The following is a 14,951-nucleotide window of genomic DNA, read 5'->3' as shown; positions in this document are numbered from 1 at the left end:
GATGAAACTCGCCATCGTCGGCGGTGGATCGACTTACACCCCGGAGCTGATCGACGGCTTCATCCGACTTCAGAGGGAACTGCCCATCGAGGAGCTCGTGCTCGTCGACACCGACCGCACGAGGCTCGAGCTCGTCGGAGGCATGTCACGTCGCATGCTGCTCCGAGGAGGACACCCTGCCCGCCTCACGACGACGGACGACCTCGTCGCGGGCGTGTCCGACGCGGATGCCGTGCTGATCCAGCTGCGCGTCGGGGGCCAGGATGCCCGTGAGCAGGACGAGTCCTGGCCGCACGACGTGGACTGCATCGGCCAGGAGACGACAGGCCCCGGGGGACTCGCGAAGGCGCTGCGCACGGTTCCGATCGTGCTGCGGATCGCCGAGGTCGTCCGCACGCACGCGAAGCCCGACGCCTGGATCGTCGACTTCACGAACCCGGTGGGCATCGTCACCCGTGCGCTGCTCCAGGCGGGGCACCGCGCCGTCGGTCTGTGCAACGTGGCCATCGGCTTCCAGCGCCGTTTCGCCTCGGAGGCCGGGGTCGCCCCCGACCGTGTCGCTCTCGCGCACGTCGGGCTGAACCACCTCACCTGGGAGCGCGGAGTGTTCGTCGACGGCGTCGACATGCTGCCGAATGCGCTCGAGACGCGTCTGGGCGAGCTCGCAGAGGACGTCGAGCTCGCACCCGCGCTGCTCTCGCAGCTCGGCGTCATCCCCTCGTACTATCTGCGCTACTACTACGCGCACGACGAGGTGCTGCACGAACAGCTGCACGCGTCCACCAGGGCGCAGGAGGTGCGCGCGATCGAACAGGAGCTGCTGGGCATCTACGCCGACGACGCCGTCGACACCAAGCCCGAGATCCTGGAGAAGCGCGGCGGCGCGTTCTACTCGGAGGCGGCGATCGAGCTGCTCATCGCGATCCGCGGTGGCACCGAGCTGCCGAGGGTCGTCAATCTCCGGAACGACGGCGTGCTGCCCTTCCTCCCCGACGACCATGTGATCGAGGTGCCAGCCAGGCACATCGAGGGACGATTCGTCGCCGAGCCGGTCGCCCCGCTTCCCGACGACATCAGCGGACTGATCAGCGCCGTCGCGGGGTACGAGCGCCTCGCCCTCGACGCCGCGGTCCACGGGGGCCGCGATCGAGTGCTCCGCGCGATGCGCGCGCACCCGCTGGTCCTGCAGCACGACAGAGCGGAGAAGCTCACCGATCTGCTGCTGGCGGCGAACTCCCGGTTCCTGGAGTGGGCGTGACCGCGGCATCCGATCTGGTCCTCGCCGTCGACGGAGGAGGCTCCAAGACGGATGTCGTGCTGCTCGACGTGTCCGGCGCCGTGATCGCCTGGGAGCGCGGCCACGGCTCGAGTCCGCAGCTCGAAGGCCTCCACGAGTCCGTGAGGATCATCGACGAGCTCGTCGTGAAGGCCCTCGGCGATCGAGATCCGCAGCGGCTCGTCCATGTCGGCCTGTACCTCTCCGGGCTCGACCTGACCGATGAGATCGAGGCCTTCCGGTCGGCGATCGCCCCTCTGCCTTGGGCGGCGGGCTCGGTCATCGCCGAGAACGACCTGCACGCCCTGTTGAGGGCGGGCACCGACTCGGGCGACGCGGTCGCGGTGATCTGCGGGACGGGTATGAACGCGATCGGGGTGCGGGCGGACGGCGCCGCGGTGCGGTTCCCCGCGCTGGGCCCGCTGTCCGGCGACTGGGGCGGCGGGAGCGAGCTGGGCGACGCCGTGGTGTGGCATGCGGCACGCGCCGAAGACGGACGCGGGCCCGCGACCGCGCTGCTTCCGCTGCTGCTCGACGCGGTCGATGCGCCGAGCGTGAGCGCGCTGATCGAGGACGTCCACCTCGGCCGCCGGGCCGACGAGGGCTTCGCCCGACTGGCGCCGCTCATCTTCCAGGCCGCTCACACCGGCGACGCCGTGGCCCGCTCCGTCGTGCAGCGTCAAGCGGAGGAGGTCGTCGCGTACGTGGCCGCGTGCATCGACCGGCTCGGACTCCTCGATGCCGACGTCCCCGTCGTCTTCGGCGGAGGCGTCGCGAGAGCGCGCGACCCGCTCCTGCTGGCGGGCATCACCGAAGGGCTCGCCGCGCGGGTCCCGTTCGCGAGACTGTCGATCGTCGACGCCCCGCCGGTGCTCGGAGCCGCCCTGCTCGCCCTCGGCGACGCGGGAGCGGATGCCGCAGCACTCGCACGGGCGAGCACCGGACTCAGCACGGACGAGCGCTTCGCGCAGCGGATGCCGGCTACGGCATCCCTCCGCTGAATCCGGAGAGAGACGCGAAAGGGCGCCCCGACCGACGTCGGGGCGCCCTTCTCACATGCTCAGACGGTGAGCGCCTCGCGGATCAGTGTCGCCTGCTCGGCCGCGTGGACCTTCGACGAGCCGGTCGCGGGGGAGGCCGACGCCGCGCGGGCGACCGGGCGGAACGTGCGGTCTCCGGGGACGTCGGCGAAGGCCAGAGCCAGGAACGGCCAGGCTCCCTGGTTCTCCGGCTCCTCCTGCACCCACACCAGCTCGGCGTTCGGGTAGGAGTCGGTGATCGCCTTCAGCTCGTCGATCGGGGTCGGGTACAGCTGCTCGAGACGGACGAGCGCGACCTCCGGGTTCGGGTTCTTCTCGAGGTCGGCGCGGAGGTCCCAGTGGACCTTGCCCGAGTGCACGAGCACCCGCTTGACAGCACTGCGGTCGAGACCGCGGTCGTCGTCGATGACCGGCTCGAAGCGCCCGCTGGTGAACGCCTCGACGGGGCTGGTGGCGCCGCGCAGACGCAGCATCGCCTTCGGCGTGAACACGATCAGCGGCTTGCGCGGACGTGCGTAGGCCTGACGGCGCAGCAGGTGGAAGTGCGAGGCGGGGGTCGACGGGCGGGCTACGATCATGTTCTCCTGCGCGCACAGCTGCAGGAAGCGCTCGATGCGCGCCGACGAGTGGTCGGGTCCCTGGCCCTCGTAGCCGTGCGGGAGCAGCAGGGTCACACTGGACTGCTGGCCCCACTTCTGCTCCGCGGCGGAGATGTACTCGTCGATGACGGACTGGGCGCCGTTGACGAAGTCGCCGAACTGCGCCTCCCACAGCACGAGCGCCTCGGGCGCCTCGACGGAGTAGCCGTACTCGAAGCCGAGGGCGGCGTACTCGCTGAGCAGCGAGTCGTAGACGAAGAAGCGGCCCTGGGCGTCGGAGAGGTTCGACAGCGGCAGCCACTCCTGGCCGTTCGCGCGGTCGTGCAAGGTCGCGTGGCGCTGCACGAACGTGCCGCGACGGGAGTCCTGACCAGCGAGACGCACCGGAGTGCCCTCCACGAGCAGGGAGCCGAAGGCGAGCAGTTCGCCGAAGCCCCAGTCGATGCCGCCGTTGCGGCTCATGTCGAGACGCTTGTCGAGCAGCTGCTGGATCTTCGGGTGCACCGTGAAGCCCTCGGGCTTGTTCACGAAGGCATCGCCGATGAGCTGGATGACCTCCTTCGCGACGCCGGTGACCTCGGGCGCGCCGATCTGCTCGTCGACGGGCAGCAGGTCGGGGGCGATCGGGGTCGCACCGGTCTCGGCGGCGTGCGTCTCGGCGAACGCGATCTCCAGACGGTTCTGGAAGTCGGCCTTCGCCTGGTCGTACTCCTCCTCGGTGATGTCGCCGCGTCCGACGAGGGACTCGGTGTAGAGCTTGCGCACCGAGCGCTTCGCCTGGATGAGGTCGGTCATCAGCGGCTGCGTCATCGAGGGGTCGTCTCCCTCGTTGTGGCCGCGGCGGCGGTAGCAGACCAGGTCGATGACGACGTCGCGGTGGAACCGCTCGCGGTACTCGAACGCCAGCTGTGCGACGTGGATGACGGCCTCGGGGTCGTCGCCGTTCACGTGGAAGACCGGCGCCTGGATCGTCTTGGCGACGTCGGTGGAGTACACCGACGTGCGGCCGTCGTTCGGTGTCGTGGTGAAGCCGACCTGGTTGTTCACGACGACGTGGATGGTGCCGCCCGTGCGGTAGCCGCGCAGCTGCGACATCTGCAGCGTCTCGACGACGACGCCCTGTCCGGCGAACGCGGCGTCGCCGTGCACGAGGATCGGCAGCCAGGTGAAGGTGCCGATGGGCTTGCGGTCCTGCTTCGCGCGGGTGATGCCCTCGAGCACTCCGTCCACGGTCTCCAGGTGCGAGGGGTTCGCCGCGAGGTAGACGGGCAGCTGAGCGCCGTCCTCGGCGATGAAGGTGCCCTCGGTGCCGAGGTGGTACTTCACGTCGCCGGAGCCGCGCTGGTTGCCCGGGGTCTGGTGTCCCTCGAACTCCTGGAACACTTGGCCGTAGGTCTTGCCGGCGATGTTGGTGAGGACGTTCAGGCGGCCGCGGTGGGCCATGCCGATCGCTGCACCCTCGAGTCCCGCGTTCGCGGCGCCCTGGAGGATCTCGTCGAGCAGGGGGACGAGGGACTCGCCGCCCTCGAGGGAGAAGCGCTTCTGGCCGACGAACTTGGTCTGCAGGAAGGTCTCGAACGCCTCGGCCTCGTTGAGCTTGCGGAGGACGCGGAGCTGCTCGTCGTGACCGGGCTTCTGGTACTTGACCTCCACCTTCTCCTGGAACCAGCGGCGCTGCTCCGGGTCCTGGATGTGCATGTACTCGATGCCCAGCGTGCGGCAGTACGAGTCGCGCAGCACGCCGAGGATGTCGCGCAGCTTCGCGATGCGACGTCCGCCGAATCCGCCGGTGACGAACTCGCGGTCGAGGTCCCAGAAGGTGAGACCGTGGTTCTCGATCTCGAGGTCGGGGTGCGAGCGCTGCACGTACTCGAGGGGGTCGATGTCGGCCATCAGGTGTCCGCGGACGCGGAACGAGTTGATGAGCTCCTGCACGCGAGCCTGCTTGTCGACGCGCTCGGCGAGGTCCACCGCGATGTCGGCGTTCCAGCGGATCGGCGCGTAGGGGATGCGCAGGGCGGCGAAGATGTCGTCGTAGAAGCCGCGCTGCCCGATGAGCAGCTCGTGCACCTTCTTCAGGAACTCGCCGGATCCGGCACCCTGGATCACGCGGTGGTCGTAGGTGCTGGTGAGGGTGATCGTCTTGCCGATCGCCAGCTCGTTCAGCGTCTTGTCGCTCGCGCCCTGGAACTCGGCCGGGTACTCGAGCGCGCCGGCGCCGATGATGCAGCCCTGGCCCTTCATCAGACGCGGCACGGAGTGCACGGTGCCGATGCCGCCGGGGTTCGTGAGCGAGACCGTCGTGCCCTGGAAGTCGGCGGCGGTGAGCTTGTTGTTGCGAGCGCGGGTGACGAGGTCCTCGTACGCGACGAGGTACTCGCTGAACGTCATCGTGTCGGCGCGCTTGATGCTCGGCACCATGAGGGCGCGGGTGCCGTCGGGCTTGGGGAGGTCGATCGCGATGCCGAGGTTGACGTGCGCGGGGGCGACGACCGAGGGCTTGCCGTCGATCTCGGCGTAGAAGACGTTCTGGCTGCGGAACTCGTCGAGCGTGCGGATGAGCGCCCAGCCGATGAGGTGCGTGAAGCTGATCTTGCCGCCGCGGGTGCGAGCCATGTGGTTGTTGATGACGATGCGGTTGTCGATCATCAGCTTCGCGGGAACGGTGCGGACGCTGGTGGCGGTCGGAACCGTGAGCGACTCGTCCATGTTCGCGGCGAGGGTCTTGGGTAGTCCGCGCAGCGGGGTGACCTTGTCCTCTTCGGCCGCGTCGGCTGCCGCCTCCTTCGCCTCGGGCTTCGGCGCCTGGGCGGGGATCGGGGCGGCTGCTGCGGGCTTGGCCGTGGTGCGTGCGACGGGCTGCGCTCCGATGACGGGGATCGGAGCCGTCACGGGGTGCGCGGGCTGAGCGGGCTGAGGAGGTGCGACTGCGGCGGTGCCGGTCGCGGCATCCGACTGGTACTTCTCCAGGATCGGCCACCACTCCTTGTCGACGGAGTCGCGGTTCACCTTGAACTGCTCGTAGAGCTCTTCGACGAGCCAGGAATTGGCTCCGAACCCCCCGTCGCCCCCGACGCCGGTCACCTGGTTCGACACGCTCGATCGCCCTCTTTCATCGCTGAATCTCAACGTGTGCTCACAAGGACGCAGGATGCGCCCGGGTCTGCACACTCTCGACCCACAAGCCTAACGTGTTTCCCCCGGGGATTCGTCGTCGCGGCGCGCCAAGATGCCGATGATCTCGGTACCGTGGAGTCATGGAGTTCGCAGGCAAGCAGCCCACCGTCGATCTGACCTATTCGGACGTGTTCCTCGTGCCGCGCCGATCCGGCGTGACGAGCCGTCTGCAGGTCGATCTCGCCCCGAACGACGGCACCCCGGCGACGCTGCCGCTGGTCGCCTCGAACATGAACTCCGTGACGGGGCCGCGGCTCGCCGCGGTGCTCGCGCGACGCGGTGGGCTCGGGGTGCTTCCGCAGGACATGCCGCTGCAGGATCTGGATGCCGCGATCCGCGACGTCAAGGACCAGCCGGTGCTCTGGGACACGCCCCTCGTGCTCCCGCCGACGGCATCCGTCTCCGAGGCGCTCCGACTGCTCCCCGCGACCGCGGGGCACGGCATCGTCGTGGCGAAGGGGACGGCCCCCTACACGGTCGAGCAGATCCTCGGCATCCTGCCCGCCGCACGCCTTGCGACCGCGCTGACGGATGCTCAGCTCGGGGATCTCGTGCACACGGGCACGCCCTCGCTCGACGCGGACGACATCGGCTCCGAGCGGCACGCGTTCGACGTGATCACCGATGCCGGTGTCGAGATGGTGACGATCGTCCGCCACGGACACCTGGTCGGCACCCTCAGCGCTCGCAGCGCGCTGCGGTCGACCCTGTACCGCCCCGCCCTCGACGCGGACGGCCGTCTCGCGGTCGCCGCGGCCGTCGGCATCAACGGCGACGTGGCGTCCAAGGCCCGTGCGCTGGCCGCGGCCGGTGTGGACGTGCTCGTCGTCGACACCGCGCACGGGCACCAGGAGGGGATGCTGCGCGCGCTGCGCGAGGTGTCGTCGCTCGACCTCGGACTGCCGATCGTCGCCGGCAACATCGTCACCGCCGACGGCGTGCGCGACCTGGTCGACGCCGGAGCGACGATCCTGAAGGTCGGGGTCGGCCCCGGCGCGATGTGCACGACGCGCATGATGACCGCCGTCGGGCGTCCGCAGTTCTCCGCCGTGCTCGAGACCGCGGAAGCAGCGCGGTCGCTCGGCGCCCATGTCTGGGCCGACGGGGGAGTGCGATACCCGCGCGATGTGGCGCTGGCGCTCGCCGCGGGGGCCGCATCGGTCATGGTCGGCTCCTGGTTCGCCGGCACGATCGAGGCGCCGGGTGAGCTGCAGCACGATGCGGACGGACGGATCTTCAAGGAGTCCTGGGGCATGGCGTCGACCAAGGCCGTCCAGGCCCGATTCGGTCGGCTGGACGCCTATGAGCGCGCGCGCAAGGAGCTCTTCGCCGAGGGCATCTCCTCGTCGAAGATCTACCTCGACCCGCTGCGTCCGGGCGTCGAGGATCTGCTCGACATGATCACCTCCGGCGTCCGCTCCTCGTTCACCTACGCCGGTGCGTCGTCTGTGCCGGAGTTCCATGACCGCGCGCTCGTGGGTCTTCAGTCGGCGGCCGGCTACGAAGAGGGCAAGGCCCTGCCCGTCAGCTGGTAGTCGCGCCGCGAGAACCCCCGTCGCGCGGGGTGCTGCGCCCGAGCCGCACTCGGTCGTGTGAGGTCTTGCACCGGGCGCGCTGACGCTTCGATGCTCGCGCTGCCCTTTCGGCGTAGGTGCTGCCCTGTCGGCGTACGTGCTCTCGTTTCGGCGGTCGCGCGGTCCTTCGCTGAACGCGCTACAGACACTGCGGCAGCGCGTACAGCGAAGGGCAGCGCGTGCGGCGAAAGACAGCGTGTGCGGCGAAGGGCAGCGTGTGCGGTGAAGAGAACGTGGGCGGCAAGGGGCAGCGCGTGTGGGAAGGAGCAGCGCGAAGTTGCGGGGGTCCGCGGATGCCGGCAGCGCACTGTTCGCTCACAATCGAGCGTGTGCGGAGTCCGAACCGAGATGCCTGTGGAAGATTCCGATCGCGGTTCTCCGCATGACAGCCTTCGATGATGACACCGCGCACAGAGCATCCGATTCCGATACATCGACTCCGCGAACAGGGAGTGGGGCAGGCCAACGACCGGCGGCTTCGCACCGCGGTCGCCAGCGGCAGATTCCATCGGGTCGTCGCAGGAAGCTACGCGCGACAGGACGAGTGGAACGCTCTCACTGCGATGGACCGGCATCTGGTGCGAGTGTTCGAGGTGGCTGATCGGGCACGCTCGCCCCTCGTCATTACCCACAGCTCCGCGGCGGCGGTGCACGGCATGGATCGCATCGGTCCCTGGCCGGTCGCGGTGACGGTGCGCATCCCGAAGACGACCGGCGGTCGATCCTCGGGTGCCGTCCGCCGATTCGCGCTCGGCTTTGACGGAGTGGAACTCCTCGAATGGCGCGGGCATCTGGTGACCTCGCCCGCGCAGACCGCGCTCGATCTCGCCGCGTCGTCCGACTTCACCTCAGGGGTGATCGCTGTCGACCAGGCGTTGTGGGCGCGGCGAGTCGGAGGTCCACTCGCACGGATGGAGGAACTGCACGGGCTGATCGACGGCAACTGGCGCCGTGGTTTCGCTCGTGTCCCCGGAGCGGTCGAGTTCGGCACGCACCTTTCGGACTCCGTTCGGGAATCAGAGGGGCGGGTGCTGCTCGACCGGCTGGGATTCCCGGCGCCTGTCCTGCAGAAGGTGTTCCGGCTTCCCGGAGGGGGAACCGCTCGACCCGACTACTACTTCGAACAGTTCGATCACGCCGCAGAGTTCGACGGAACCGGCAAGTACTTCGAACCGAACATCCTCGAAGGACGGACGCCACGGCAGGCGCTGCTGGAGGAGAAGGATCGAGCGGACGCGCTGCGCAGGCAGGTGTCGGCGCTGTCGAGATGGCGGACTCCGGCCCACCGGGATCCGGCGCTGCTCTACGACATCCTCACAGGCGACGGGCTTCCGTCCACGCTGCCGCGACCGCGCGCCCCACATCGTTCATGACCCGATGCCACGCTCAGATTGCGCTGCTCTTCTCTGCACGCGCCGCCGAAGCTTCTGCCGCATGTGCAGCGAAGAGCAGCGCAATCTGCGGAAGGACTGCTCCTGCAGAGAGGAACAGCGCGACGAGGAAGGCGTCGGACGGGGATGCCGTGCGCCGGAGGCAAGAGAGTCGGCGCGAGAGCCTCAGACAAGAGGGCCGTCACGGGCGCGCCTGACCCTCAGCCGGATTCTGTACAATCGTGCTCACCATGGACGACCCTCCCAGTTGCAGTACATCGCCCCACCGCCCGCCTCTCGATAGCGAGAGGAACCTCTGATGGATTACATCCTGTTGGGCGTGGGGCTCCTGCTCACAGTCGGGACCGGCCTGTTCGTCGCGAGCGAGTTCGCGCTGGTCAACCTCGACCGTGCCGAACTCGAAGCGCGTCAGGCTCGCGGCGAGACCCGGCTCTCCCTCACGATCCGTGCGCTCAGGCACACGTCGACGCACCTGTCGGCGGCGCAGCTCGGCATCACGCTGACGACGCTCCTGACCGGATACACGATGGAGCCTGCGCTGTCGAACCTCCTGCGTCCGACCTTCGTCGCGTGGAGCATCCCGGAGGCGGCGATCGCGCCGATCTCGACCGTCGTGGCGATGGTCGTGGCGACCTCGCTGTCGATGATCCTCGGCGAGCTGGTCCCCAAGAACTTCGCCCTCGCGCTGCCGCTGGCGACGGCGAAGATGGTCATCCCCTTCCAGGTGGCGTTCACGACCGTGTTCAAGCCGGCCGTGGTCGTGCTCAACGGGAGCGCGAACGGCGTGCTGCGCAGCATGGGCGTCGAGCCCAAGGAGGAGCTCTCCGGCGCCAGGACCGCCGAGGAGCTCTCCTCGCTCGTCCGCCGTTCCGCCATGGCCGGTCTGCTCGAAGAGGACACCGCGACGCTGCTCGACCGCACTCTGACCTTCGCGCGGCTCACCGCCGCCGACGTCATGACGGCACGACCCAGCATGCACGCGATCGCCGCGGGCGATTCGGCCGATGACGTCATCCAGCTCGCTCGGCGCACCGGGCACAGCCGCTTCCCCGTGTACGACGACGACCTCGACGACATCACCGGCGTGGTCCACCTGAAGGCCGCCATCTCGGTGCCGCGCGACCGACGCTCCGAGGTGCCGGTGGGCGCGCTCGCCACCGAGCCGCTGCGCGTGCCGGAGACGGTGCACATCGACGGCCTCATCTCCGAGCTGCGGGCCCGCGGCTATCAGCTCGCCGTCGTCGTCGACGAGTACGGCGGCACGGCGGGTCTGGTCACCCTCGAGGACCTCATCGAGGAGATCGTCGGCGAGGTGTCCGACGAGCACGATCGCACCCGCGCGGGCGTCATCGTCGGACGGGACGGCGTGACGTTCCCCGGCGAACTGCGACCGGACGAGCTGCGCAGCCGTGCGGGCGTCGAGGTGCCGGAGGGCGATGTCTACGACACCGTCGCCGGCTACGTCATGAGCGTCCTCGAGCGCGTGCCCGCGGTGGGCGACGAGGTGCCTCTCGAATCGGGTGTGCTCCAGGTCGTGCGCATGGACGGTCGCCGTGTCGACCGCATCCGCTACGTCCCGAGATCCGAGGACGCGGATGAGGAGGTGACCCGATGAGCGATTGGGCGGGAATCGTCTGGCTCGTGGTGCTGCTCATCGGCAACGCTTTCTTCGTCGGCGCCGAGTTCGCCGTCATCTCGGCTCGTCGTTCGCAGATCGAGCCGCGCGCGGAGCAGGGCTCCCGCTCGGCCAAGACGGCGCTGTACGCGATGGAGCACGCGACGCTCATGCTCGCGACGTCCCAGCTCGGCATCACGATCTGCTCGCTGCTGATCCTTAACGTCTCCGAGCCGGCGATCCACCATCTGCTCGCTGCTCCGCTGCACGCGTTCGGGTGGACGGATGCCGTCGTCGACGCCGTGTCCTTCACGATCACGCTGCTGATCGTGTCGTTCCTGCACGTGGTGTTCGGCGAGATGGTGCCGAAGAACCTCGCGTTCTCGCTGCCGGACCGCGCCGTGCTGCTGCTCGCCCCGCCGCTGGTCTGGGTGTCGAAGATCTTCATGCCGGTCATCTGGGTGCTCAACGCCGCCGCGAACGGCGTGCTGCGGCTGTTCCGTGTGGAGCCGAAGAACGAAGCCGCATCGACGTTCACCCTGGGCGAGGTGGCGACGATCGTCGACCAGTCCCGCCGCGAGGGCGTGCTGGCCGACTCGGCGGGCACCGTGGCGGCCGCCGTTGAGTTCACCGACAAGAAGGCGCGTGACGTCGCCGTGCCGCTGAGCGATCTGGTGACGCTGCCGCAGTCGACGACGCCCGACGACATCGAGAAGGCGGTCGCCCGCTACGGGTTCTCCCGCTACGTGATCGTCGACGCCGAGGACACCCCGATCGGGTACGTCCATCTCAAGGACATCCTGCGTGCGTCCGAGGGGCCGAACGCCGAGGTGAGGATGGCCGAGCCGCTGCCGGCGAAGCGCATCCACCACATGGTGCCGGTGCAGGAGGACACGGATCTCGAGGATGCGCTCGCCGTGATGCGCCGCGCCGGACGCCACCTGGCGAAGGTGCGGAACGCGGAGGGCGAGACCACCGCCGTGCTGTTCCTCGAGGACATCCTCGAGGAACTCGTCGGCGAGGTCCAGGACGCGACCAGGAGGGTGCGCGGTCACTGACCGCGCGCCCTCCGGGGCTCAGCGCCAGCGGGCGCGCTCGTACTGCGGCGGCCAGGTCGTCTGCGCGTCGAGCTCGTGCGCGGCGCGGAGCCCGAAGTGCGGATCGCGCAGCCACTCCCGGCCGGCGAAGATCGCATCGGCCGCACCGTCGACGAGCACCTGCTCCGCCTGCTCGGCCGCGGTGATCAGTCCGACCGCCGAGACGGGGACCCTCCCGCCTCGGCGCACGGTCTCGGCCAGCGCGACCTGGTAGCCGGGGAAGACGTCGATCCGCTGATGAGCGACGAGCCCGCCGCTGGAGACGTCGATGAGGTCGGCGCCGTGCTCGGAGGACCACGTGCCGACGGTCGTCGCCTCCTCGGCGGTGAAGCCTCCGTCGGCGTGGTCGGTCGCCGAGATCCGCACGAACACGGGCACGTCGGCCCCCGCCTCGGCGCGGACGGCGTCGATGACGCGGAGCAGTAGTCTGGCCCTGTTCTCCAGCGAGCCGCCGTACTCGTCCTCCCGGAGGTTCGAGAGGGGGGAGAGGAACTGGTGCAGCAGGTAGCCGTGCGCGCCGTGGATCTCGAGCACGTCGAACCCGGCGTCGAGCGCGCGACGAGCGGATGCCGCGAAGGCCTCGACCACCGCGTCGATCCCGGCGCCATCCAGAGCGCGGGGCTCGGCGAAGCCGTCGAAGGCCACCGCGGAGGGCGCGACAGTGGTCCAGCCTCCCTCCGCGGCGGGCACCGAACCGCGCTCCGCGGCCCACGGCCACCACGTCGACGCCTTGCGTCCGGCGTGGGCGAGCTGGATTCCGGCGGCGGCGCCGCGGTCGTGGATCGCCTGCACGATCGGCGCCCACGCATCGCGCTGCTCGTCGTTCCACAGGCCGGCGTCGCGCGGCGAGATCCGACCCTCGGGGACGACCGACGTCGCCTCGGCGATGATGAGTCCGGCCCCGCCGGACGCGAACTGGGCGAGGTGCGTGTGGTGCCACTCCTGCACGACGCCGTCGACCGCGCTGTACATGCACATGGGTGAGACCCAGAGCCGGTTGCGGAGGGTGACGGATCGGACGCTCAGGGGAGAGAAGAGGATGCTCACTCCTCCGACGCTAGCCGCTGCGGGAGGTACCGAGGGTCGTCGCACTAACGTGGAGTCATGGTCGATGTCCGAGAGTGGTCGCGGAGCGATACCGCGCGCTTCCTGAGGGCGCCCTCGGACGCCGACGACAAGTACTCGCGCGGCGTCGTCGCCCTGCGCACGGGGTCGGACGCCTACCCTGGCGCGGCCGTGCTGGGCGTCGAGGCTGCGTGGCGGGCGGGGGCCGGCTTCGTGCGGTACGTCGGTTCGGGCCGGGCGGCGGATGCCGTGCTCGCGCGCCGCCCGGAGACGGTGATCGCCCAGGATGCCGGTCGTTCGCGCGTGGGCGCGTGGGTGATCGGGTCCGGCACCGATGCCGCTCTGCGCACCGAGGAGGAGACGACCGCGCTGCGGGAGATCCTCGCGGACGCCGCGCCCGTCGTGGTCGACGCGGGTGCTCTCGATCTCGCTCTCGGCGCGGCGGCGCCCTTCGTGGTCACCCCGCACGCGGGGGAGTTCGCGCGTCTTCGGGAGAGTCTGCGGCTGCGCCCGGCAGATCAGAGCCCTGAATCGGCGGCCGCCGAGGTCGCCGCGGCGCTCGGTGGCACCGTGCTGCTCAAAGGCGCCCGCACGCTCGTCGCCGATCGCGACGGGGTCGTCCTGAGCGTCCGCGAGAGCACCGGCTGGCTCGCCACGGCGGGCACCGGCGACGTCCTCGCGGGGGTCATCGGCGCACTGCTCGCCGCGTGTCCTGAGGCTCCGGTCGCGGAGATCGCCGCCGCCGGCGCCTGGCTGCACGGCCGCGCGGGCAGGCTCGCCGCGGGAGTCATCGGCACGGAGGTGGCCGGTCAGGGGCACCCGATCGTCGCCCTGGACGTCGCCGCCGCGCTTCCTCGTGCGATCGGGGACCTGCTCTCGTGAATCGCTCCGGGGACGTCCGGCTGGTCGGGCTCTGGACGGCCTTCCTGCTCGTGCACCTGTTCACGGTCGTCGTGGGCTGGGTGTACCCGAGCCAGCCCATGGGCGACGTGGTGCTCGTGTACGAGCCGTGGGCGGCATCCGCCCTGTCGGGTGGACCGATCGTGGGCGTCACGGAGACCTGGGTGTATCCGCAGCTCGCGCTCCTGCCCATGCTGCTGGCCAAGGCGCTGTCGCTGCCGCTCATCCCGGCTCTCGGCGCATCGAGCGCCTATCTCCTCGCGTGGGCGGCGATGGTGACGGCCCTCGACGCGATCGCCTTCGGCGTGCTGCTCGGGCGCTCTCCGGCACGACCGCGCCGCATCGCCGCGTGGTTCTGGATCCTGGCCCTGCTCCTTCTCGGCCCCATCGCGCTGTACCGCATCGATGCCGTGACCGTGCCGCTCGTGGTGATCGCCGGGCTCTGGCTCACCCGTCGCCCCGCGCTCGCCGCCGCGCTGCTGACGGTCGGCGCGTGGATCAAGATCTGGCCGGGAGCCCTGCTGCTCGCGGCCGTCGTGGCGTTCAGGGCGCGGGTGCGGATGCTCCTCGCCGCAGCATCCGTCACCGCCGCGGTGATCGTCGCGCTGTACCTGCTCGGCGCCGGGCAGGAGATCCTCGGGTTCCTCACCGAGCAGACGGGCCGCGGCCTGCAGATCGAGGCGGTGGCGGCGACGCCGTTCCTCTGGCTCGCCGTCGCCGGATCGGCGCGCATCGAGTACAGCTACGACATCCTCACGTTCCAGATCTCGGCGCAGGGGGCGGATGCCGTCGGCGCCGCGCTCACCCCGCTGATGGCGCTCGTCGTCCTCGTCATCGCCGCGATCGGCGCCGTCAAGGCCATACGCGGGGCGGATTTCTCCCGGCTGTTCCCGCCGCTCGCGCTGTCGCTGGCGACGACGCTGATCGTGATGAACAAGGTGGGGTCTCCGCAGTTCCAGACCTGGCTGCTCGCGCCGGTCATCCTCTGGCTCGTGCTCGATCGCGTCAGAGCGAAGGCCCCAGCGGGGGTCGTGCTGACTCTCGCGTTGCTGACCTGCCTCGTGTACCCGCTGAACTACGACGCCCTGCTGCGCGCAGAGCTGCTGCCCGTCATCGTGCTGTCGCTGCGCAACGTCCTCCTCGTCGTCCTCCTCGTCCTCGGCATCCGCGCGCTGCTGCGGGTGCCGGCCCGCCTCACATCGAACACCAGGGAGTGA

Annotated in this window: 10 protein-coding genes; 8 read left to right on the top strand and 2 right to left on the bottom strand. The window is 69.9% G+C overall.

The features are described from left to right. The first annotated feature begins 1 nt into the window (after position 1). Both ACFVRO_RS14005 and ACFVRO_RS14000 read left to right on the top strand, forming a co-directional pair. Positions 2-1,258: a 6-phospho-beta-glucosidase gene (locus ACFVRO_RS14005; protein ID WP_386953307.1), complete on the top strand. Its 1,257-nt coding sequence runs from the start codon at positions 2-4 to the stop codon at positions 1,256-1,258. After that, entirely contained in the window at positions 1,255-2,277 is a 1,023-nt protein-coding gene (locus ACFVRO_RS14000; protein WP_386953305.1) for an N-acetylglucosamine kinase, read from the top strand. Before ACFVRO_RS14005 ends, ACFVRO_RS14000 begins: the two co-directional genes overlap by 4 nt. A gap of 59 nt (positions 2,278-2,336) precedes the next feature. Here the strand turns inward: ACFVRO_RS14000 and ACFVRO_RS13995 are convergent, their stop codons facing one another. Further along, positions 2,337-6,011 (bottom strand): multifunctional oxoglutarate decarboxylase/oxoglutarate dehydrogenase thiamine pyrophosphate-binding subunit/dihydrolipoyllysine-residue succinyltransferase subunit, encoded by a 3,675-nt coding sequence (locus ACFVRO_RS13995; protein WP_386953302.1) that lies wholly within the window; start codon positions 6,009-6,011, stop codon positions 2,337-2,339. 161 nt (positions 6,012-6,172) lie between these two features. Between ACFVRO_RS13995 and ACFVRO_RS13990 the strand changes: the two genes are divergently transcribed. The 4 genes from ACFVRO_RS13990 (at position 6,173) to ACFVRO_RS13975 (ending at position 11,730) form a co-directional block, all read left to right on the top strand. Then, positions 6,173-7,627 (top strand): GuaB1 family IMP dehydrogenase-related protein, encoded by a 1,455-nt coding sequence (locus tag ACFVRO_RS13990; protein ID WP_386953299.1) that lies wholly within the window; start codon positions 6,173-6,175, stop codon positions 7,625-7,627. A 695-nt stretch (positions 7,628-8,322) separates the two neighbouring features. Further along, entirely contained in the window at positions 8,323-9,039 is a 717-nt protein-coding gene (locus ACFVRO_RS13985; RefSeq protein WP_386953296.1) for a hypothetical protein, read from the top strand. A 316-nt stretch (positions 9,040-9,355) separates the two neighbouring features. Then, positions 9,356-10,672, top strand: coding sequence for a hemolysin family protein (locus tag ACFVRO_RS13980; protein WP_105676507.1), 1,317 nt, complete (start codon positions 9,356-9,358; stop codon positions 10,670-10,672). Then, on the top strand, positions 10,669-11,730 hold the full coding sequence (locus ACFVRO_RS13975; protein WP_386953295.1) for a hemolysin family protein: 1,062 nt from the start codon (positions 10,669-10,671) through the stop codon (positions 11,728-11,730). Before ACFVRO_RS13980 ends, ACFVRO_RS13975 begins: the two co-directional genes overlap by 4 nt. Before the next feature lie 18 nt (positions 11,731-11,748). On the opposite strand, the gene ACFVRO_RS13970 is transcribed toward ACFVRO_RS13975, so the two are convergent. Then, positions 11,749-12,816 (bottom strand): NADH:flavin oxidoreductase/NADH oxidase, encoded by a 1,068-nt coding sequence (locus ACFVRO_RS13970; RefSeq protein WP_386953292.1) that lies wholly within the window; start codon positions 12,814-12,816, stop codon positions 11,749-11,751. 57 nt (positions 12,817-12,873) lie between these two features. On the opposite strand from ACFVRO_RS13970, the gene ACFVRO_RS13965 reads away from it, so the two are divergent. Beyond that, positions 12,874-13,716: an NAD(P)H-hydrate dehydratase gene (locus ACFVRO_RS13965; protein ID WP_386953290.1), complete on the top strand. Its 843-nt coding sequence runs from the start codon at positions 12,874-12,876 to the stop codon at positions 13,714-13,716. Next, positions 13,713-14,951 (top strand): hypothetical protein, encoded by a 1,239-nt coding sequence (locus ACFVRO_RS13960; RefSeq protein WP_386953288.1) that lies wholly within the window; start codon positions 13,713-13,715, stop codon positions 14,949-14,951. The genes ACFVRO_RS13965 and ACFVRO_RS13960 overlap by 4 nt, the downstream gene beginning before the upstream one ends.

The organism is Microbacterium sp. NPDC057944 (genome assembly GCF_042887445.1).
GTDB lineage: Bacteria > Actinomycetota > Actinomycetes > Actinomycetales > Microbacteriaceae > Microbacterium > Microbacterium natoriense.
Note: the sequence above shows the minus strand (reverse complement) of the source record. Positions and strands in the feature narration are given on the sequence as shown.

Coding starts and splice junctions, on each gene's coding strand:
- ACFVRO_RS14005 (WP_386953307.1), top strand. CDS start 2: ATGAAACTCGCCATCGTCGGCGGTGGATCGACTTACACCCCGGAGCTG.
- ACFVRO_RS13990 (WP_386953299.1), top strand. CDS start 6,173: ATGGAGTTCGCAGGCAAGCAGCCCACCGTCGATCTGACCTATTCGGAC.
- ACFVRO_RS13985 (WP_386953296.1), top strand. CDS start 8,323: ATGGATCGCATCGGTCCCTGGCCGGTCGCGGTGACGGTGCGCATCCCG.
- ACFVRO_RS13980 (WP_105676507.1), top strand. CDS start 9,356: ATGGATTACATCCTGTTGGGCGTGGGGCTCCTGCTCACAGTCGGGACC.
- ACFVRO_RS13975 (WP_386953295.1), top strand. CDS start 10,669: ATGAGCGATTGGGCGGGAATCGTCTGGCTCGTGGTGCTGCTCATCGGC.
- ACFVRO_RS13965 (WP_386953290.1), top strand. CDS start 12,874: ATGGTCGATGTCCGAGAGTGGTCGCGGAGCGATACCGCGCGCTTCCTG.